The sequence below is a fragment of the Rathayibacter sp. YIM 133350 genome (assembly GCF_037404875.1).
GTDB lineage: Bacteria > Actinomycetota > Actinomycetes > Actinomycetales > Microbacteriaceae > Orlajensenia.
Map to the genome: position 1 here is coordinate 38,861 of NZ_JBBELO010000033.1, position 19,702 is coordinate 58,562.

A 19,702-nucleotide genomic window follows, 5' to 3' on the forward strand; every position below is an offset into this window, starting at 1 on the left:
GCTGTTCCCTTCGCTTTTCGGATGCTACAGCTGTGCGCCGAGCTTGTACTCGCCCTGCTTCCAACTGGGCAGGTCGTCGCCGTCGTCCTTGCGCGTGTACGAGAAGCCGTCGGCGCCGATGGTGACCGCCATCTCGGACTGGTCGGTGCGGTTCGTGAGGGGCTGCGGGTTGCCATCGAGGTCGAGCACGAGCGAGGCCTCGGTGTACCACGACGGCACCACGGGGTTTCCCCACCAGTCGCGGCGCTGGTTGTCGTGCACGTCCCAGGTCACGACGGGATTGTCGGGATCGCCCGTCCAGTAGTCCTGCGTGTAGATCTCGACCCGGTGGCCGTCGGGATCGCGCAGGTAGAGGTAGAACGCGTTCGAGACGCCGTGCCGGCCCGGCCCGCGCTCGATCGCATCCGAACGGCGCAGCGCGCCGAGCTTGTCGCAGATGGCGATGATGTTGTGCTTCTCGTGCGTCGCGAACGCGATGTGGTGCATTCTGGGGCCGTCGCCGCCGGTCATGGCGGTGTCGTGCACGGTCGGCTTGCGTCGCATCCAGGCCGCGTAGGTGGTGCCTGCTTCGTCCTGGATGTCTTCGGTCACCCGGAAGCCGAGGTCTTCCATGTAGGCGACGGCGCGAGGAACGTCGGGGGTGACCTGATTGAAGTGGTCGAGCCGCACGATTGCGCCGGGCGTGTGCAGGTCGTAGCGCCACGCGAGCCGCTCGACGTGCTCGACGTCGTAGAAGAACTCGTAGGGGAAGCCGAGCGGGTCCTCCACCCGCACGGCGTCGCCGATGCCCTTCGTGAACCCCTCCGCTCGCCGTTCCACGCGGCATCCGAGTTCGGTGTAGAAGGCGACCGCGTGATCGAGGTCTTCGGGAGTGCGTACCCGGTAGGAGAAGGCGGCGACTGCGGCGGCGGGGCCGGCGCGCAGCACGAGGTTGTGGTGGATGAACTCCTCGATGCTGCGCAGGTAGACGGTGTTCTCGTCTTCCTCCGTGATCACGAGGCCGAGCACGTCGACGTAGAAGGCGCGGGAGGCGGCCAGGTCGGTCACGACGAGTTCCATGTATGCGCACCGCACGATGTCGGGCGGCGCTGCCTTCGGCGTTGGGATGCGGTCGGGCGAATCGGGAGTGATGGTGCTCATATCAGCGTCCTTGCGTGGGATGAGAGGAGGTCGGAAGGCGGTCCCTGAACCTGTCGAAGGGTGGTCCCTGAGCCTGTCGAAGGGTGGTCCCTGAGCCTGTCGAAGGGTCAGCGCGGGTCGGGGTCGTCGAGCGGGTCGTCTTCGCTGGGTTCCGGTTCGGCGGCACCGAAGGTCGGGTTGTGCACCTTGCCGAGGGTGATGTGCACGGCCTGCTGGTCGGTGTAGAAGTCGATCGAGCGATAGCCGCCCTCGTGTCCGAGTCCCGACGCCTTGACGCCCCCGAACGGCGTACGCAGGTCGCGAACGTTGTTGGAGTTCAGCCACACCATTCCGGCCTCGACGGCCTGCGAGAAGTTGTGGGCGCGCTTGAGGTCGTTCGTCCAGATGTAGGCGGCCAGGCCGTACTTCACCCCGTTCGCGAGGGCGAGTGCCTCCTCGTCGGTGTCGAACGGCGTGATCGCCACGACAGGGCCGAAGATCTCCTCCTGGAAGATGCTGGCCTCGGGCGGAACGTCGGCGAAGACGGTGGGAGCGATGTAGTTGCCCGTCTCGAACCCCTCGGGTCGCCCGCCGCCCGCCACGAGTCGGGCCTCGCTCTTGCCGAGCTCGACGTACGACATCACCTTGTCGAAGTGCTCGGGATGCACGAGCGAGCCGACCTCGGTCTTCACATCGTGGGGATCGCCCACGATCACCCGCTTGGCCTGGGCGGCGTAGCGCTCGACGAACTCGTCGTACACCGGGCGCTGCACGAGAATGCGGCTGCCCGCGGTGCAGCGCTCGCCGTTGAGTGAGAACACGCCGAAGATGGTGGCGTCGATCGCTGCCTCGAGGTCGGCATCCGCGAAGACGACCGCGGGACTCTTGCCGCCGAGCTCCATCGAGAGGCCCTTGAGGAAGGGGGCGGCGTTGGCGAAGATGAGCGAGCCCGTCGAGCTCTCGCCCGTGAACGAGATGAGGGGAACGTCGGGATGCTTCACGAGCGCGTCGCCGGCCTCTTCGCCGAGGCCGTTGACGAGGTTGAAGACGCCGTCGGGAACGCCGGCCTGGCGGAAGATGTCGGCCCAGAGCGACGCCGAGAGCGGCGTGAACTCTGCGGGCTTCAGCACTACCGTGTTGCCGGTTGCCAGGGCCGGGGCGAGCTTCCACGACTCGAGCATGAACGGCGTGTTCCACGGCGTGATGAGGCCGGCGACACCGATCGGCTTGCGATTGACGTAGTTGATCTGCCGCCCGGGCACCTTGTACGTGTCGTCACGCTGGGCGACGATGAGGTCGGCGAAGAACCGGAAGTTCTCGGCGGCGCGCTTGGCCTGCCCGAGCGCCTGCGTGATGGGCAGTCCCGTGTCGAAGGTCTCGAGCTCGGCGAGCCGGGCATCCTGCGCCTCGACGAGGTCGGCGATGCGGTGCAGGATGCGGGAGCGCTCCCGAGGCAGCAGTTTCGGCCACGGGCCGGCGGTGAAGGCGCGCCGGGCCGCAGCCACCGCGCGGTCGATGTCGGCCTGCTTGCCTGCAGCGGCCTGTGCGTACACCTCATTGGTCACCGGATCGAGCACGTCGAAGGTGTCACCGTCGGCCGAGTCGACGAACTCCCCGTCGATGAAGTGCCGGATGCTCGTGGGCAGGTCGCGCGGCGTGTGCCGTGTCGAGGTGGTCGTGGCGGTTTCGGTCATGATTCCTCCATCGGGGTGTCGGTACCCGCGTGGCGTGCGCTGAGAAAGGCGTTCATGGTGCGCCAGCGGTGATTGCGGGCCGCGAGCTCGATCTCGAGGGGATCGGCACTCGCGGCGATGAGGTCGATGATCTCGGTGTGCTCGTGAACGGAGTGAAGGGCACGGCCCGGCACGAAGGCGAACGTCGAGTCGCGGATGCCGGCCAGCCGCGCCCATCCGCGGTGCACCAGCTCGAGGATGTGCGGATTGGGACAGGGCTCGAACAGCACCGAGTGGAACTGCTGGTTCACGAGCGTGAAGGTGTGCGCATCGAAGTGCTCGAGCAGGCCGGCCATGCGCTCGTTCAGATCGCGGGCCCGCTCCAGTTGCTCCGCCCCCAGCAGCGGAGCCGAGAGGGCGGTGGCCGATCCCTCGACGAGACCGAGGGTCTGCATCGTGTAGACGTACTCGCTCTCGTCGACGAGGGCGACGCGCGCGCCGACGTTGCGCTCGAATGTGACGAAGCCCTCGGCTTCGAGCCGGCGGATGGCCTCGCGCACGGGCACGACGCTCATCTGCAACTCCTCGGCGATGGGCCCGAGAACGAGGCGATAACCCGGCGAATAGTCGTGCCGGGCGATGCGGTCCCGAATCCAGGCGTAGGCGCGCTCGGACTTGCTGGCCGTCGGGGCGAGAGTGCTCATCGCTCGCGCTCGTTCTCGTAGCGCTGCCGCCAGGTCGCGTCGAGGGGGAACAGGCCCTCGATGGCGTTGCCCTCGGCGACCCGGGCCGCTATCCAGGCGTCTTCGGCCTCTTGCGCGAGGGCGGCATCCGCCACCTCGTCGGCCATCGACGGCGGGAGCACGAGAACTCCGTCGGCGTCGCCGACGATGATGTCGCCGGGCTGCACGGTTGCGCCGCCGCAGGCGATCGTGACGTCGACGTCCCAGGGAACGTGTCGTCGCCCCAGCACCGCGGGGTGCGCACCCGCGGAGAAGACCGGAAGCCCCGTCTCGGCAACGGCCAGGAGGTCGCGCACGCCGCCGTCGGTGACGACGCCCGCGGCACCGCGTGACCGGGCACGGAGGGCGAGGATGTCGCCGAGCGTTCCCGACCCGGTCTCGCCGCGTGCCTCGATGACGATGACCTCGCCCTCGGCGGCGGTGTCGAAGGCGCGCTTCTGGGCGTTGTAGCCGCGGGCGTGAGCCGTGAACAGGTCTTCGCGGTTGGGCACGAAGCGCAGCGTCTTCGCCACACCGACGAGCTTCGTCTCCGGATGAAGCGGGTGCACGCCGTCGATGGTCACGTTGTTCAGTCCGCGTGCGCGCAGCTGTGCCGACAGCGCCGCGACCGGCGTGCGGAGCAGTTTGTCGCGCAGTGCGGGGGAGAGGGCAGGCGCCACCGGCGTCTGATCGGTCGCGTGACGGGGCGGCGTTCCCCATGCCTCGGAGCGCTGGGTGTCGTCCACGGCGGGGAGTGAACCGAGGGCCGGATCGAACCGGTCCTCGCCCTGCACGACGGTGGTCACGAGGCGGCCGCTCGAGGGCCCGCCCGCAACGTCGACCTCGACCTCGACGCGCTGCCCCGGCTCGATCGCCGAGGAGCCGGCGGGTGTTCCGGTGAGGATGACGTCGCCCGGCTCGAGCGTGAAGTGCTGGGAGAGGTCGGCGACGAACTGGGGAAGGGGAAAGATGAGCCCCGCGGTCGTGTCATCTTGAACGAGTTGCCCGTCGACCCAGGTGCGCACCCTCAGCGCGTCGGGGTCGATCTCGCGCGCGTCGAGCAGCGCCGGGCCGATCGGCGTGAAGCCGTCGCCGCCCTTGGAGCGCACGTTCGAGCCCTTGTCGTTCGCCCGCAGGTCGTACAGGCCGAAGTCGTTCGCGGCCGTGACCCACGCGACGTGACCCCATGCATCCGCGAGGCTCACCCTGCGGGCGGCCGTGCCGATGACGAGCGCGATCTCTCCCTCGAAGGCGAGCAGCTCGGTTCCCGCCGGCCGCTCGATGCGATCGCCGCTGGCCGCGACCGAACTGGAGGGCTTGAAGAAGTAAGACGGTGCCGCCGGCCTCCGGCCCCGCTGGTCGGCGCGGGAGGAATAGGAGAGGTGCACCGCGATGATCTTGCCCGGACGCCCCTCCAGGGCACCGAACCGAGAGCTCCGAGCCGCGGCCGCTTCGGTCGGCTCGTGCGCCGGGGTCGTCTCGGCCGTCTCGTCGCTCATGTGCCCTCTCGCATTCACCCTTGAATTGTATTTCAGATCGTATATCATCGTCAGACTGGTAGCAACGACGACCGTGGATGCCCCGTTTCCGTGGTCGCGAGACGAAGGAGTCACGCCATGAGTACGTCCGCCCACCCCGGCTTCACGCCGACAGGGACGATCGCGACCCAGGTCGACCGACGGCGCGTGCTCTTCGCGACGGTGGTCGGCACCACGGTGGAGTGGTACGACTTCTTCATCTACGCGTCGGCCGCCGGCCTCGTCTTCGGGCAGCTGTTCTTCCAGCCGGCCGGCCCCCAGATCGGAACGATCCTCTCGTTCCTCACTGTGGGCATCAGCTTCCTGTTCCGGCCCCTCGGGGCATTCCTCGCCGGTCACCTCGGCGACAGGCATGGCCGCCGTCTGGTGCTCATGCTCACCCTCATCCTCATGGGCGCCTCGACGGCGCTCATCGGCGTGCTGCCGACGTACGACGTGATCGGCGTGGCCGCCCCCATCCTGCTCATCCTGCTGCGCGTGCTGCAGGGCATCTCGGCGGGAGGCGAATGGGGCGGCGCCGTGCTGATGGCGGTCGAGCACGCTCCGAAGGCGAAGCGCGGACTGTTCGGCGCGTCGCCGCAGCTCGGCGTTCCTCTCGGCCTGCTGCTCGCCTCGGGAACCATGGCGCTCATGGCGATCATCGCGCCCGGCGACGCCTTTCTCGCGTGGGGATGGCGCGTCCCATTCCTGCTCAGCGTCGTGCTCATCGCGATCGGCTACTACGTGCGGCGGCGGGTCGAGGAGAGCCCCGTGTTCCTCGAGATCGCCGAGCGCAAGGACCAGACCCGGATGCCGATCGTCGAGCTTTTCCGGCGGCACGCGCTGCTCGTCGTCATCGCCGCGCTCGTCTTCGCCGGCAACAATGCCGTCGGATACATGACCACCGGCGGCTACATCCAGAACTACTCGACCGATCCGGAAGGCCCTCTCGGCCTGGAGCGCGGTCCGGTGCTGTGGGCGGTGACCGGATCGGCGGTCGTCTGGCTCGCCTCGACGTGGTTCGCAGGCTGGCTGAGCGACCGCCTCGGCCGGCGCTCGACCTACCTCATCGGATGGGTGCTTCAGTTGATCGGCGTGTTCTCGCTGTTCCCGCTGGTCAACACCGGTGAGATCGGCCTGCTCTTCCTCGGCCTGGCGATCCTCACGATCGGACTCGGATTCACGTACGGGCCGCAGGCGGCTCTGTACGCGGAGCTGTTCCCCGCATCCATCCGGTTCTCGGGAGTGTCGATCTCGTACGCGATCGGTGCGATCCTGGGCGGGGCGTTCGCCCCGACCATCGCCACGGCGCTCGTGCAGGCGACCGGCAGCACGGTCTCGGTGACGTGGTATCTCGCCGGGATGACGCTGATCGGCCTCGTGGCGACGCTGCTTCTGCGCGACCGCAGTCGCATCCCGCTTGGTCCGGACAACGAGGCCGAGCAGGCGCGGAGTCCGATCTACGGGCTGAGCAAGGTCTGACCCGGCGCCTGCGGAGCGGTCGCGCGTTTGTTGCGCCGGTCTTCTCGGATGACGCTGATGATGCTGATCGTGGTCGCGATGAGAAGCAGCACTTGGACGGTCACAGGGAACGGTTCCGGGCTTCCTGAGTGATCCTGCGGCATGGATGCTGCGGGAGTGCCCGCACCGGAGGCGAGGTAGAGCACCCAGTCGGTGAGGGCGTGCGCGAGCATGGCGGCCCAGAGCCGCCCCGTCACGCGTCGCACCCAGTAGTAGGAGGCTCCGGCCGCGGCGAGGAACGAGATTTGGAAGACGATGGCGGCAATCGGGACGCCGGCGATGATGCTTCCGGGAATGTGGGCGAGCGCGAACACGGCGCTCGTTGCGAGAAGAGCGACGAGCTCGCCGTGTCGGGCTCGGACGGCGGTGAGCAGGATGCCGCGGATGACGAGTTCTTCCCCGAAGCCGACCATGAGCGTTCCCGCCGCGATGACGAGGATGAAGCCGATCGGGCGCGACGCCCAAGGGACGTCGCCCAGCTGACTGATGGGCAGCAGCACGACGAGGACAGGAATGGAGACGAGCCACCAACGCCGTGGAGTCAGCGTCGGGGTCGGCCGCTCGCGCCAGACGTCCTGCCCCCACCTCACCCAGCGCAGGAACAGCAGCAGTCCGACGATCCCGATGCCGAGCGGGATGAAATGCCCCAAGGCGAACTGCGCAAGCTCCTGGTCGTCGCTCACCAGGCCGCTCAGCAGGTCGCCGAGACCGGCGGCCAGGAGCACGTAGAAGACGAGAGCGGCGAGAGCGAGCAGCACGCTCCGTGCACGACCGGCCGCCCCGGGAACAGCGTCACGCATGGGCGCCCACCCGCTCATCCGCGCCGCGGATCACGAAGGCGACGGATGCGAGAGCGAGGACACCGGCGACCAGGTAGACGATCGGCCCGACGCCTGCGAGGGCTCCCGGGTTGCCATGTCCGACGGCGAACACCGTGAAGTCCCACAGACCGTGCAGCACCATGGACCAGATGAGCGTGCCGGTGGTACGACGCACGATATAGAAGATCGTGCCGCCCAGGAACGCGAAGGCCACCTGCTGCAACGTCGAAAGAAGATCTTGCCCTGTCGCGGCGTTGATCAGGTGCATGAGGGCGAACAGCGCCGTGGTGAGGAACCACACCCAGCCCTCGCTCAGCCTGCTGCGCAGCGAGGTGAGCAGCAGCCCGCGAGTGGTGAGCTCTTCCGTGAAGCCGACGATGATGAGCACGAGGGACGCAGCGAAGAACGCGCCATCGTACGACGCCCAGTCGGTGGCGGCGAGATCGATCAGCAATGCGACGACCATGAGAATCGGCGCGATGATCGGCCAGCGCACACTGCGCTTTCGCTCGTACAGTGCAGGACGCCACCAGCCGAGAAGTGTCGTCGTGACCGCGAGCAGGATCGCAGCGATGATGAGCGACAGCCCGACGCCGAGGAAAAGATTGCCCCCGCTGTCACCGAGATCGGTGTAAGGAACCCCGCTCAGCCGTTGCACCAGGAACACGATCGCCACATATCCGATGTAGATCGCCAGGCCGATCCACACCCGAGGTCGCACCTTGAGAGTCTCCGTCATGAAGCACATCCTTGCAGGGCCACGTTTCGCACGAGTGACTTCTGCGCAGCCCTCGGTGAGCGCCCGGACCGTCGTATCGTGGAAGGCGATCGGTAACAGCGCCACCGGGGAGGTGCGGGGTGAGCAGTGATCCGCAACGGGATGCCTGGCGCTACCGCATCGAGCGGATGGAACGCGAAGAGGCGATCGCCCGCGGCGAGACTCCGGCGGAGAAGGCTGAGAACGACGAGCCGCCCCGAGCGGTGAGCGCGGCTGCCCGTGCCGCCTATGTCGAGACCGCGATCCAGCAGGCGATCCGCCGGGGCGAGTTCGACAACCTGCCGGGCGCCGGAAAGCCGTTGCAGGGCTTGACGGGTCAGCACGACCCGGACTGGTGGATCCGGCGAAAGATCGAGCGGGAACAACTCACCGGGTTGGGCCCACCGGCGCTCACGCTGCGGGTGGAGAGCACGCAGCTGGCGGATCGACTCGACCGGCTGCACCGCGAGGACGAGGTGCGCGAGGCGGTCAAGGACTTCAACGCCCGAGTCATCGACGCGCGCCGCCAGCTGCTCGGCGGCCCACCGGTCGTCACGCCCACCCGATCCGTCGACGACGAGGTCGCCGCGTGGCGCGAACGGCGGGAGGCGCGGTTCCGCCGGCACGAGTCGCAGGAGCGCGCCGCACGGGAGGAGCGCCGCAACCGCCGCCGCTGGTGGTCGCGCCGTCGGGCGGGCTGAGCCGCAGCATCCGCTCGGCGTCACCGCAGGTTGACCCCCGGCCCTGAACCCTCGGCTGAAAAGCGAGGAGATTCCGAAAAGCGAGGAGATTCCGAAAAGCGAGGAGATGCGCGAGGTCGCCCGGCGTTTCGCCGCACGATCGCGGCGTGTCGGGCGAAGTCGCCTCGCTTTTCGGAATGTCCTCGCTTTTCGGGTGGTGGGGCGGCGGGGACTCAGCCGCGTTCCCGCTTCATGCGGCCCATCAGCAGCAGGGCGAGGAAGGGGCTCATGGTGATGGCGGTGCCGAACGTCGCGAAGAACAGCGTGCTCACCGTGAACGGCGCCAGCGTCAGTGACGCGACGAAGAAGGCGGCGATCACGATGCCCGCCAGGATTCCCGCCGCGCGGCCGAGGGCACGCCGGCCCGTCGCGGCGTACAGGGCGCAGGCCACCGTGGCGAGAAGGCAGACCGCCTCGGCTACGACCATCACCGGAACGAACCAGGGAGAGTTCGCCGCGACGCCGAAGGTTCCCGGCGAGAGCCCGACCGATCCGCTCGAGAAGAGCAGGGCCAGCAGCGAGGCGACGAGAATCGCCGTCCACCGCCAGAACGACCGCACCCGCGGCGAGACGGAGGGGGCCGGTGCCGCCTGCCGCGACGCGGCCGGCGACCACGGAGGCCGCGGCTCGTCTCTGAGCCAGGGCCGGGACTCCGGCGGCCGGCGGATGAGCTCCTCATATGCCTCGGTCACCCGGATGAACTCGGCCGCGGCCGCGGCCTTCTGCTGGTCGGTCGCACCGGCGTAGCGATCGGGATGGGCGTTGCGCGCCTTGGCTCGATAGGCCGAACGGATCTGCTCCGAGGTCGCCGTCACGGGAATCTCGAGGATCGCGGCCGCCCGTTCCGGGCTCACGAGGCGGCTCCCGTGCTCGCCCAGGCCGGCATGCTCCTCACTCGCTCCTCCTCGCTCTACGCGATGCTACTTCGCCTCGGATGCGGCCGCCCGCCCGGCGCAGAACTCGGGGTCCGCCCTGAGACGGTCTCCGTGCATGCCCGCTGCGGCATGCGTGCATGCGTGTCCTGTCATAGAGACATGACGCCGTCCTTCCCTTCTGACCCTCCCGCATCCGTCGTCGCCGGACACGGTGGCCTGCCCGCCGAACGCGACCTCGCCGTCGACCTGGCCAGGGTCTTCGCCGTCGTGGTCGTCGTCACGACGCACCTGCTGATGGTCGGCGTGCGCATCGACCCGGTTGCCGGCATCGTGATCTCCCAGCCGCTCACGAGCCAGTCCTGGTTCCCGGTCGCGACCCTTTTCCTGCAGATCATGCCGCTGTTCTTCGTGCTCGGTGGATTCGCCTCGCTCACGGGATGGCGCTCACTGGAAGGTCGGGGCGGCTCGTCGGCGGACTACATCCGGAGCCGCATCGCCCGGCTCGTTCGGCCCGCCATCGTCGTCTTCGTCTTCTTCGCCGTCGCCATCAACGCCGCACTGCTGGCCGACGTGCCCGCCGGCTTCGTTGACGGCGTGGTCGCCGGCATCGGAACACCGCTGTGGTTCCTCGCGGCGTACGTGTTGTGCCAGTGGTGCGTGCCGTTCATGGCGCGGCTTCACGCGGAGGCCCCCGTCGGCACGCTGGCCGGCCTCGCCGCAGCTGCGGTCGGGGTCGACGCGGTGCGATTCTCGACCGGCCTCGAGCCGGTCGGCCTGCTGAACATGGCCTTCGTCTGGTTGTTCGTGCAGCAGCTGGGATTCCTCTACGCCGACGGATGGTTCTTCCGCTTTTCGCGTGGCGCGGTGGTCGCGATCGGTTCAAGCGCCATCCTCGTGCTCGCCGCGCTCGTCCTCGCGGGTCTCTACGTGCCCGACATGCTCGCCAACCTGAACCCGCCGACCGTGCCGCTCATGCTGCTCGGCGTCATCCAGCTCTGCGTGCTCGTGCTGTCGCGGTCGGCCCTCGCTCGTCTCATGAGGCGGCGCACACCGCGCGCCGTGGTGTTCCTGTTCGGAAGTCGATTGATGACGATCTACCTCTGGCACATGATCGGGCTGGTGTCGGTGACAGGAGCGACCCTGCTCATCCCGGGCGCAGCACCCGATCCGGCCACCGCAGCCTGGTGGGCGTCGCGCCCGCTCATGCTCATCGCCACGTTCGCGCTCGTGCTGCTCTGGTCCCGTGTCGTGGGACGCTTCGAGACGGCTCCGGTGCGCCCCCGTCGGAACGGCGAGGAGGTCTCCCTGTCGAACGCCACGCTGGCCGCGGCAGCGGTCTTCGTGCCGATGCTCTACGTCACGAGGTTCGGCCTCGATGGATACGCGGCACTCGCCGCGGCGCTGCTGCTCCCGGCCGCGCTCTGGCTGGTGCAGCCGCGCGCGTCCGTGACCGGGCGCGCGATGCTCGCCTCCGGCCGAATGGGCTGAGTCGACGGCGACGTGACCGGCACCGTCGTCCCTACTGCCCGCCGCCGTCCTTGCGATAGCCGAAGGCCGCGCGGAAGATCCCCCGCGCCCGTTCCGCGGCGGCGCGTCGCTCGTCATCGGGAGTCCGGGAGAGCAGGAAGGCGAGCATGCCGACCGCGAGCATCACGTCATCCGTCGACACCTCGGCACGGATGCGGCCCGCGGCTCGATCGCGCGCGAGGATGCGCTCCGCCACGGCCGCGACCCGAGCGCCGAGCGCCTCGGCCCGATGATCGTGTCGCTGGGAGGTGATCAGGTCGATCAGAGCCGTCGATGCCATCGCCTGCTCGGCGACGCGATCGAACAGGTCGACGAGTGTGGACTGCTCCGACTCGGCGATCTCCTCGAGGTCGTCGATGTTGTCGTCGAAAACGGCAAGAGCCAAAGCGATGCGGTCGGGGAAGTGCCGGTACAGGCTGCCCTGGCCCACACCAGCGCGGCGGGCGATGGCACTCAGCGGTGCCGTGTAGCCGATCTCCGCGAACACGGCTCGCGCTGCGGCGATGAGCGCCGCGCGATTGGCCGGGCCTGCGCTCGGTCCGCGATTGGCTCTCGGCTGGTCTGGCACGGGTGTAGCGTACTACCGGACAGCGTTGTCCGGTTTGGAGTCCGCTCGTCCTCTCCCTCGACGCAACCCAGAAAGAAGATTCCGCATGGCCCGCAAGCCCCTCTCCGCAGACTCCTCGATCGGCACCTGGCTCGATGACCCGGTGGGCGGCCCGATCATCCGCGACCTTCTCGCCCAGGCCGGGCAGGATGCCTCCGTCATGCGCCCCGTGCGCATGCTCGCCATCAAGCGGCTCGTGAAGCTGAGCCAGGGCGCCTTCACCGACGAGATGGTCGCCGATCTCGTGCGCCGTGCCGAGGCGGGCGAGGTTCCCGCCGGTGCGGATGCCGCCGCGCCGAGCGCTGAGGAGGAAGGCTCTACGGAACTCGGCGACGTTCCCGAGCGCGAGCCGTGGGTCGAGCGCATCACCCCGGGCCGCTTCTACGGCAAGACCGTTATCGTCACGGGTGCCGGCTCGGGCATCGGCCGCGCGGTGGCCTCCCGCGTGGCGCGCGAGGGCGGCCGCGTTATCGCCGTCGACATCTCGAGGCAACGACTGGATGAGTTCACCGCCGAGCTCTCCGGAAGCGACATCGTGGTGGTGGCGGGCGACATCACGAGCGACGAGGCGATCTCCGCGATCGTGGCTGCGGCCGGCGATCGCATCGACGGCCTCGCCAACGTCGCCGGGATCATGGACGACATGACCCCGGTGCACCAGGTGAGCGACGATGTCTGGCGCCGGGTGTTCGCGGTCAACGTCGAGGGAACGATGCGCCTCTCCCGCGCCGTCATCCCGGCGATGCTCGCCGCGGGGCGGGGATCGATCGTCAATGTCGCCTCCGAGGCGGCCCTTCGCGGATCGGCCGCCGGCGCCGCCTACACCGCCTCCAAGCACGCGGTCGCGGGGCTGACCAAGAGCAGCGCCTTCATGTACGGTCCGAGCGGCATCCGGGTGAACGCCGTCGCGCCGGGCCCGACCATCACGAACATCGAGGCCAAGTTCAACTCCGAACTCGGCGCCGCGCGCGTGCGTGTGGGCATGGCCGTGATGCCGGATGCGGCCGAGGGCGACGCGCTCGCGGCATCGATCACCTTCCTGCTGAGCGATGACGGCGTGAACCTCAACGGCGTCATCCTGCCCTCGGACGGTGGCTGGTCCGCCGCCTGACCCACGGCTTCGAGGGCCGATCCCAGCGGATCGGCCCTCGGCCGGTGCGCTCGCTACCCTGAGACGGTGGAACCCCACCGGCTCGATCGAGAACAGGCGCGGCAGATCGCCGTGCGTGCCCAGCTGCTCAGCGCCGAGCGCCCGACCGAGCTCCTGACGGTCGTCGAGCAGCTCACCCTGCTGCAGGTCGATCCGACCGCGGCCATCGCTCCCAACGCCGATCTCGTGGCATGGAGCCGCCTCGGTTCGCGCTATCGCCCGGAGCACCTGACGCACGCCCTCGAGCACGACCGCTCCCTGTTCGAGCTGAACGCGCTCATCCGCCCCATGACCGACCTGCCGCTGTACCGGGCCGAGATGGCGGCGTGGCCCACCTGGGAGCGGTATCGCGACTGGCTGGAGGGCAACGAGCGCTTCCACTCGGATGTGCTGGCCCGTCTGCGGGCGGAGGGTCCGCTCGCCTCGCGGGACATCCCCGATACGAGCACCGTGCCGTGGGCGTCGAGCGGCTGGACCGGCAACCGCAATGTGACCCGGATGCTCGAGTCGCTCACCATGCGGGGTGAGGTGGCGGTTTCGGGGCGGCGCGGCCGGGAGCGGCTGTGGGATCTGGCCGAACGGGTCTACCCCTCCGACGGTGCCGAGATCAGCGCCGATGAGGCCGAGCGGATGCGCGACGAGCGCCGGCTGCGTGCGCTCGGCATCGCGCGTGGGACGGGGCCGGTGGTGCCGATGGAGCCCGCCATCGTGCACGATGCCGGAGAGCCGGCCGTCATCGAGGGAGTAGCGGGTGTGTGGCGCGTCGACCCTTCGCAACTCGAGCGGCCTTTCACGGCGCGCACCGCCTTGCTCTCCCCGCTGGACCGGCTCGTGCACGATCGCGTTCGGGCGCTGGCCCTGTTCGACTTCGAGTTCACGCTCGAGATGTACAAGCCGGCTGCCGCCCGGCGGTGGGGTACTTCGCCCTGCCGATCCTGCATGGCGACGCCCTCGTCGGAAAGCTGGATGCGATCGCCGATCGCAAGGCGGGAGCACTCCTCGTGCACGCCGTGCACGAGGATCGGCCCTTCACCTCCGAGATCTCCGATGCCGTGCACCACGAGATCGAGCAGCTGGCGCAGTGGCTGGGGCTGACGCTGCGAAGGTGAAGCGGCGGACGACCTCGTGTCGTCGATGGCGCCTCAGCGCCGAGCGGCCCAGGGGTCGTAGTCGACCTCGAGGGGCTCCTGCTCGGGCCGGGCCCCCTCGGGCACGTGCTGCAGGTTCACCCGGATCCGGTACCACAGCGAACTGGATCCGCGCATGCCGTCCACGAGCACGTCGGCCGGTTCCAGGAGCGGCACGATGTCGCCGTGGCGCTTCTTCCAGCTCTCGAGCCCGGCCAGCGCCTTATCCTTCGTCTTGGCGCGGGCGATCTCGATGAGCGGCATCGTCGAGCGCCGGCGACCCGAGCCGTCGGATGCGGGCGGCGGCTTCTCGGCCGGCCCGAGTTGCTTCGCGAGGGCGAGCAGCGCATCCAGGCTGCCGGGCGCCTCGTCGATTCCGGCGGCCGGGTCGCCGCGTTCGGCAAAGCGCTGCGGCACCGTGAGCACCGTGAAGTCCTGGGGCCGGGCGTGGCGAACCTCGTCCCACTCCAGCGGCGTCGACACACGGGCGTCCGGTACCGCGCGCACCGAGTACGCCGAGGCCACCGTGCGGTCCTTGGCGTTCTGGTTGAAGTCCACGAACACGCTCTCGCCGCGTTCCTCCTTCCACCATCGGGCGGTCGCGAGGCCGGGCGCACGGTTCTCGACCTCACGGGCGAGCGTCTCGGCGGCCAACCGCACCTCGCGGTACGTCCAGTGCGGAGAGATGCGCACCGAGATGTGCATGCCGCGGGAGCCGGAGGTCTTCGGCCAGCCGACGAGGCCGTGATCCTCGAGCACGTCGCGGGCCACCAGGGCGACATCCACGATCTGCGACCACTCCACCCCCGGCATGGGATCGAGGTCGACGCGCAACTCGTCGGGATGGGCGAGATCGCCGGAGCGCACGGGATGCGGGTTGAGGTCGATGCAGCCGAGGTTCACCACCCAGGCCAGCGCTGCCGCATCCGAGACCACGACCTCTTCGGCCGACGTTCCCGAGGCGTAGTGCAGGGTCGCGGTCTCGATCCAGTCCGGTCGCGACGACGGCGCGCGCTTCTGGAAGAAGGCCTCCTGGTCGATGCCCTTCACGAAGCGCTTGAGCACCATCGGCCGATCCCTCACGCCGCGCACGGCGCCGTCCGCGACGGCGAGGTAGTACCGGATGAGGTCGAGCTTGGTCACGCCGGGCTGGGGGAAGACCACCTTGTCGGGATGACTGACGCGCACTTCACGGCCGTCGAGCTGCAGCACCGCGGCCGAATCCTTCGTGGGGCTCACGCCTTCACCCTACGGAGCAGACCTGCGGACGTGCCACCTTTTGCCGGTTTCCTGACGCCGTGGGCCCGCCAGGAGTGGCACGTGGACGGGACCTGAGAGGGGCCGACAGAGTAGCACCGGCGCCTCCGGCGGGCTAGATCAAGACAGCGGGGCGGATGCCGCCTACCGTGGCCTCGTGAGCAAAGAACGCGTGAGCCTGTTGATCCTCGGCGCGGGCGGCGACCTGACCAAGCGGCTGCTCGTGCCCGGTCTGGCGAGCCTGCTGAGCGTGCACGACTACGACGTGCAACTTCTCGGGTCTGGGCTCGACGAGCGCAGCCAGGAGCAATGGAAGAGCCTGGTTCACGACTCCTTCAGCGGAGAGGGCTCGGGCCCGGCGCGCGACCGGGTGCTCGAGGGCACCCGATACATCACCGCGGACGCGACGGACCCCGACGACCTGAAGAAGCTGTTCGAAGCGTGCGACGGCACTCCGGTCGTCTACTTCGCGCTGCCCCCAGCTGTCACGGCCAAGGTCTGCGAGACGATGGCCCATGTGCAGCTGCCGAAAGGCATCCGGCTCGCCCTCGAGAAGCCCTTCGGTGTCGATCTCGAGAGCGCTCGCCGGCTGAACGGCCTGCTGAAGAACCTCGTGCCCGAGACCCAGATCTTCCGCATCGATCACTTCCTCGGCATGACCACCGTGCTCAACATGCTCGGCCTGCGATTCTCGAACAAGCTGCTCGAAGGCGTGTGGAACCGCGACTCCATCGACCGCGTCGACATCCGCTACGACGAGACGCTGGGACTCGAGGGCCGCGGCGGGTACTACGACCACTCGGGCGCCCTCGTCGACATGATCCAGAGCCACCTACTCGAGGTGCTCGCCTTCTTCGCCCTCGAGCGGCCGGACCGCGTCGACGAGGCGGAGCTTCGCGACCGCGTGGTGGAGGTGCTGCGCGAGACCTCCGTCTGGCAGGGGGATCCGGTCGCATCCAGTCACCGAGCGCGGTACACGGCAGGCACGGTGGGGGACCGATCGATGCCCTCGTACGTCGACGAGGCGGGCGTTGACCCCGCGCTGAACACCGAGACCCTCGCCGAGGTCACGCTCGCGGTCGATACGCCGCGCTGGAAGGGCGTTCCCTTCACCCTGCGATCGGGCAAGGCCCTCGCGAGCAAGCGCACGCAGGTGGTGGCGACCTTCAAGGAAACGCATACGCCCGAGGGGATCGAGGGTGTCGAGCAACCGGATGTGGTGGTGCTCGAGCTGCGCAGCGGCGCGGTCGAGCTTCATCTCACCATGAACGGCGGCGGCGACCCGTTCCGCCTGGAGCGGGCGACCCTCACCGCGACGCAGGAACCCGGCCAGCTGCTTCCCTACGGCGAGGTGCTCAAGGGCATCCTCGACGGGGACCCGACGCTCTCGGTGCGGGGTGACGTGGCCGAGGAGTGCTGGCGCATCGTCGAGCCGGTGCTCGCCGCATGGAAGGCGGGCACGGTTGTGCTCGAGGACTACCCGGCCGGATCCCAGGGACCCGAGGGCTGGCCGCTCTGAGGGCTGGCCGCTCTGAGGGACGGCGCCGCCAGGCGACCGCCGCGGTGTTCGACGCTGCCTCAGCCGACCCCCGTCGAAACCGGCCCAACTTGGAGCGGACCGGTGGTGCGTCCATAGCGCTTTCATAACGGGGCAGCGCACAATGCCGGTGGAAAGGCGAGCACCCATGACCGACCATCCGATCGACCAGCATCCGATCAACCAGCATCCGATCAACCCGACACCGACCACCCCGCCTGCGTCGGCCGGGCAGCCGAGAGCCCGCTCCTCGTGGCTACCGGTGTGGCTCACGCTCGGCGGCGTCGCAGTGGCCCTGCTGTGCTTCGCCAGCGGCTTCGGCGCCGCGACGACGCTCTTCGCCGTCGGCCACGTCGTTCACCAGGTCGAGAACAGGGACGCCCACTTCCGCGGCCCCGACGGCGATCAGGTGCCCGGCCGAGACCTCCCTGGTCACCTCCGCGACAAGAACGCGCCCGAGACGCGCCGGGCACCGAACTCCTGACCAGCGGTTCAATCCTTGTGGAAAAACCTGCGGAGATCTCTTAGCACTCAGCTCCCGAGAGTGCTAATCTGTCGTTGAGTCCATCACGCTCAACTTTCAACACAGAGGAGATGATCATGGCCAACACCTTCGACCCGTTCCGCGAGTTCGATCGCGTCGCATCCGCCCTTCTCGACACGCGCAGGGGCCCGCGCATGATGCCGATGGATCTCTATCGCGACGGCGACCACTACGTGCTCTCTGCCGACCTGCCGGGTGTGGATCCCGGTTCGGTCGACATCGACGTGGACGGCCAGTTGCTCACCATCCGTGCCGAGCGCACGCTGAGCAATGCCGAGAACGTCAAGTGGATCACCCGCGAGCGAGAGGCCGGCAGCTTCTTGCGCCAGCTCAGCCTGGGCCAGGGGCTCGACACCGAGCACATCTCGGCGAGCTACTCGAACGGCGTGCTGAGCGTCACCATTCCGGTGAGCGAGAAGGCGAAGCCGCGCAAGATCGAGGTCACCCAGCAGCAGACGCCCGCGGATTCCTCGCACACGCTGACGATCTGAGCAGCGAGCAACAGCGCCCGACCGGTCGACGCCGGTCGGGCGCTTCGCTGTCTACGGCGTCATTCCTCGATGGCGGCCAGGGCTGGCGCGAGCTCGTCGCACAACTCCCGCGCGAGGAACCCCAGCGGCGCGATGCGGTGCGCGAGCCAATCACCGGCTGACGCGTGCACCTGGCTCGCCCACACGGCCGCCTCAGCCGCATCCACGCCGCGCGCCGCGAAACCGGCGATCGCTCCCGCGAGCACATCGCCACTGCCCGAAGTGCCGAGCCCGGGACCGCCGTTCCGGATGCGCCAGACGCGGCCGTCGGGCGCTGCGACGCACGCCTGCGAGCTCACGACTGCGTTGAAGTTCCCGGCGACCTCCGCGACGTCGGAGTCCAGGTTCTCGATCTCGCGGCCCAGCAGCCGAGCGGTCTCATCGAGGTTGGGGTTGAGCAGCAGAACGCCATGTCGCGGACCGCGCCGTCGCTTGCCGATCACCCCGAGCGCGAAGGCATCGAGAACGAGCGGGGTCTCGGCCGCGAGCTCTGCCGAGACCTCCTTCAGAAGCCGTTCGGTCTGGGCGAAGTCCATCAACCCGGGCCCCAGGAGTACGGCGCTCGCGGTGCGCACCTCCTGGCGCACCTCGCTCGAGAGCCGGCCACGGCCATCCAGTTCGAACACGCCCGCCTCGGGGACGGCCGCAGCGACCGTACTCGCGCTCGCCGGGGGAACCACGACACTCAGGCGGCCGGCGCCGACGCGCAGCGCCGCGAGTCCCGAGAGCATCACCGCACCAGGAGCGACGGCCGAACCGCCGATCACGACCACGCGGCCGCGGCTGTTCTTCGAGGAGCCCGGGTCGGGCAGCGACCACCCGCTCAGCAGGGCATCCGTCACCTCGACGGCCGGGCGGGGCTCAACGCGGTGCGACATGCTCATCTCCTGAATGGGCCGTCACGGCGGCCCCCTCCTGCTGCAGGTGCTGGACGGTGCTGAATTCGACGAGGCGCCATCCGGCCGGCTCGCGCACGAGATGCGTGATCGACGCGTTGGTGACCGTGTTCTGGCCGGCGAACTCGAGAAGCTGCTTCTCATCGAGGCCCAGCAAGACATAGAGCGCGAGCATGACGACGGCATCGTGGGCAACGAGCAGGGCGGAGTTGGCGCTCACCGCGTCGACGGAGGCGAAGAACGAGCGCAACCGCAGCACCACATCGGCCCACGACTCGCCGCCGGGCGGTCGGTGGTAGAACTTGCCGAGGTGGCGACGCCGTGCCATCTCCTCGGGATGCCGCTCCTGCACACCCTTGCTCGTCAGCAGGTCGAGAATGCCGAGCTCACGATCGCGCAGGCGTTCGTCCACGAGCACAGGAGCACTCGCCTCGCCCATTGCGATCTCGAGCGTCTGTCTGGCTCGTAGGTAGGGCGAGCACCAGAAGGCTCCGATCTGGTGCCGATGCGTGTCCAACCACTCGCCGAGTGCGGCCGCCTGCTCCTCCCCGGCGGGGGAGAGCGGCACGTCCGCATCGCGGATGTCGAGCTCGATCACGCTGGCGCCTTCGGCGTTCGCGCGGCTGGCGGCCACGTTGCCGACGCTTTCGCCGTGCCGCGTGAGCCAGAGCTGTGTCAGTGCCATGGCCTCAGGCTAGGACTTCCGGGTCGGCGGCCGAACGGGGTTGCGCCCGTGCCGCCCGTGGTGCAGGCCGAGGCCGAAAGAGGCGGGGGCGCGTACT

At 69.0% G+C, this 19,702-nt stretch carries 19 protein-coding genes; 8 read left to right on the top strand and 11 right to left on the bottom strand.

Annotated elements, in window-relative coordinates; translation table 11 throughout:
- Positions 1–24 precede the first annotated feature (24 nt).
- From hpaD to WDJ51_RS10725, 4 genes are all read right to left on the bottom strand, one after another.
- Positions 25–1,140 (bottom strand): 3,4-dihydroxyphenylacetate 2,3-dioxygenase, encoded by a 1,116-nt coding sequence (gene hpaD, locus WDJ51_RS10710; protein ID WP_337852448.1) that lies wholly within the window; start codon positions 1,138–1,140, stop codon positions 25–27.
- Positions 1,141–1,247: 107 nt separating this feature from the next.
- Complete coding sequence (gene hpaE, locus WDJ51_RS10715) at positions 1,248–2,813, bottom strand: 5-carboxymethyl-2-hydroxymuconate semialdehyde dehydrogenase (protein ID WP_337852449.1); 1,566 nt, start codon at positions 2,811–2,813, stop codon at positions 1,248–1,250.
- Positions 2,810–3,496 (bottom strand): GntR family transcriptional regulator, encoded by a 687-nt coding sequence (locus WDJ51_RS10720; protein WP_337852450.1) that lies wholly within the window; start codon positions 3,494–3,496, stop codon positions 2,810–2,812. Before WDJ51_RS10720 ends, hpaE begins: the two co-directional genes overlap by 4 nt.
- Entirely contained in the window at positions 3,493–5,013 is a 1,521-nt protein-coding gene (locus tag WDJ51_RS10725; protein ID WP_337852451.1) for a fumarylacetoacetate hydrolase family protein, read from the bottom strand. Before WDJ51_RS10725 ends, WDJ51_RS10720 begins: the two co-directional genes overlap by 4 nt.
- A 117-nt stretch (positions 5,014–5,130) precedes the next feature.
- On the opposite strand from WDJ51_RS10725, the gene WDJ51_RS10730 reads away from it, so the two are divergent.
- Positions 5,131–6,513 (top strand): MFS transporter, encoded by a 1,383-nt coding sequence (locus WDJ51_RS10730; RefSeq protein WP_337852452.1) that lies wholly within the window; start codon positions 5,131–5,133, stop codon positions 6,511–6,513.
- Here the strand turns inward: WDJ51_RS10730 and WDJ51_RS10735 are convergent.
- Positions 6,492–7,352, bottom strand: coding sequence for a CPBP family intramembrane glutamic endopeptidase (locus WDJ51_RS10735; protein ID WP_337852453.1), 861 nt, complete (start codon positions 7,350–7,352; stop codon positions 6,492–6,494). The genes WDJ51_RS10730 and WDJ51_RS10735 overlap by 22 nt on opposite strands.
- Positions 7,345–8,112 (bottom strand): CPBP family intramembrane glutamic endopeptidase, encoded by a 768-nt coding sequence (locus WDJ51_RS10740; protein ID WP_337852454.1) that lies wholly within the window; start codon positions 8,110–8,112, stop codon positions 7,345–7,347. The genes WDJ51_RS10735 and WDJ51_RS10740 overlap by 8 nt, the downstream gene beginning before the upstream one ends.
- Positions 8,113–8,231: 119 nt before the next feature.
- Here WDJ51_RS10740 and WDJ51_RS10745 point away from each other — a divergent pair, with 119 nt between their 5' ends.
- The gene (locus WDJ51_RS10745) at positions 8,232–8,831 is read left to right on the top strand and encodes a J-domain-containing protein (RefSeq protein ID WP_337852455.1); all 600 of its coding nucleotides are present in this window, start codon (positions 8,232–8,234) and stop codon (positions 8,829–8,831) included.
- Between the two features lie 212 nt (positions 8,832–9,043).
- Here the strand turns inward: WDJ51_RS10745 and WDJ51_RS10750 are convergent, their stop codons facing one another.
- Entirely contained in the window at positions 9,044–9,724 is a 681-nt protein-coding gene (locus WDJ51_RS10750) for a J domain-containing protein (RefSeq protein ID WP_337852456.1), read from the bottom strand.
- 180 nt (positions 9,725–9,904) lie between these two features.
- Here WDJ51_RS10750 and WDJ51_RS10755 point away from each other — a divergent pair, with 180 nt between their 5' ends.
- The gene (locus WDJ51_RS10755; protein ID WP_337852457.1) at positions 9,905–11,233 is read left to right on the top strand and encodes an acyltransferase family protein; all 1,329 of its coding nucleotides are present in this window, start codon (positions 9,905–9,907) and stop codon (positions 11,231–11,233) included.
- A 31-nt stretch (positions 11,234–11,264) separates the two neighbouring features.
- Here the strand turns inward: WDJ51_RS10755 and WDJ51_RS10760 are convergent, their stop codons facing one another.
- Complete coding sequence (locus WDJ51_RS10760; protein WP_337852458.1) at positions 11,265–11,840, bottom strand: helix-turn-helix domain-containing protein; 576 nt, start codon at positions 11,838–11,840, stop codon at positions 11,265–11,267.
- A gap of 85 nt (positions 11,841–11,925) precedes the next feature.
- Here WDJ51_RS10760 and WDJ51_RS10765 point away from each other — a divergent pair, with 85 nt between their 5' ends.
- On the top strand, positions 11,926–12,990 hold the full coding sequence (locus WDJ51_RS10765; protein WP_337852459.1) for an SDR family NAD(P)-dependent oxidoreductase: 1,065 nt from the start codon (positions 11,926–11,928) through the stop codon (positions 12,988–12,990).
- Positions 12,991–13,056: 66 nt separating this feature from the next.
- The gene (locus tag WDJ51_RS10770; RefSeq protein WP_337852460.1) at positions 13,057–14,124 is read left to right on the top strand and encodes a DNA glycosylase AlkZ-like family protein; all 1,068 of its coding nucleotides are present in this window, start codon (positions 13,057–13,059) and stop codon (positions 14,122–14,124) included.
- A 47-nt stretch (positions 14,125–14,171) separates the two neighbouring features.
- Here the strand turns inward: WDJ51_RS10770 and ligD are convergent, their stop codons facing one another.
- A complete protein-coding gene (gene ligD / locus WDJ51_RS10775) occupies positions 14,172–15,395 on the bottom strand; it encodes a non-homologous end-joining DNA ligase (RefSeq protein ID WP_337852461.1) in 1,224 nt (407 codons plus the stop codon).
- Positions 15,396–15,570: 175 nt separating this feature from the next.
- On the opposite strand from ligD, the gene WDJ51_RS10780 reads away from it, so the two are divergent.
- The 3 genes from WDJ51_RS10780 to WDJ51_RS10790 all read left to right on the top strand — a co-directional run bounded on the left by WDJ51_RS10780 (position 15,571) and on the right by WDJ51_RS10790 (position 17,985).
- Positions 15,571–16,932, top strand: coding sequence for a glucose-6-phosphate dehydrogenase (locus tag WDJ51_RS10780; RefSeq protein ID WP_337852462.1), 1,362 nt, complete (start codon positions 15,571–15,573; stop codon positions 16,930–16,932).
- Between the two features lie 166 nt (positions 16,933–17,098).
- Positions 17,099–17,434, top strand: a complete 336-nt coding sequence (locus tag WDJ51_RS10785) for a hypothetical protein (RefSeq protein WP_337852463.1) — start codon at positions 17,099–17,101, stop codon at positions 17,432–17,434.
- Between the two features lie 116 nt (positions 17,435–17,550).
- Positions 17,551–17,985, top strand: a complete 435-nt coding sequence (locus WDJ51_RS10790) for an Hsp20/alpha crystallin family protein (protein WP_337852464.1) — start codon at positions 17,551–17,553, stop codon at positions 17,983–17,985.
- Positions 17,986–18,044: 59 nt separating this feature from the next.
- Here WDJ51_RS10790 and WDJ51_RS10795 read toward each other — a convergent pair whose 3' ends face one another.
- Together WDJ51_RS10795 and WDJ51_RS10800 are read right to left on the bottom strand one after the other, a co-directional pair.
- Positions 18,045–18,902, bottom strand: coding sequence for an NAD(P)H-hydrate dehydratase (locus WDJ51_RS10795; RefSeq protein ID WP_337852465.1), 858 nt, complete (start codon positions 18,900–18,902; stop codon positions 18,045–18,047).
- Complete coding sequence (locus WDJ51_RS10800; protein ID WP_337852466.1) at positions 18,886–19,605, bottom strand: histidine phosphatase family protein; 720 nt, start codon at positions 19,603–19,605, stop codon at positions 18,886–18,888. Before WDJ51_RS10800 ends, WDJ51_RS10795 begins: the two co-directional genes overlap by 17 nt.
- Positions 19,606–19,702 lie beyond the last annotated feature (97 nt).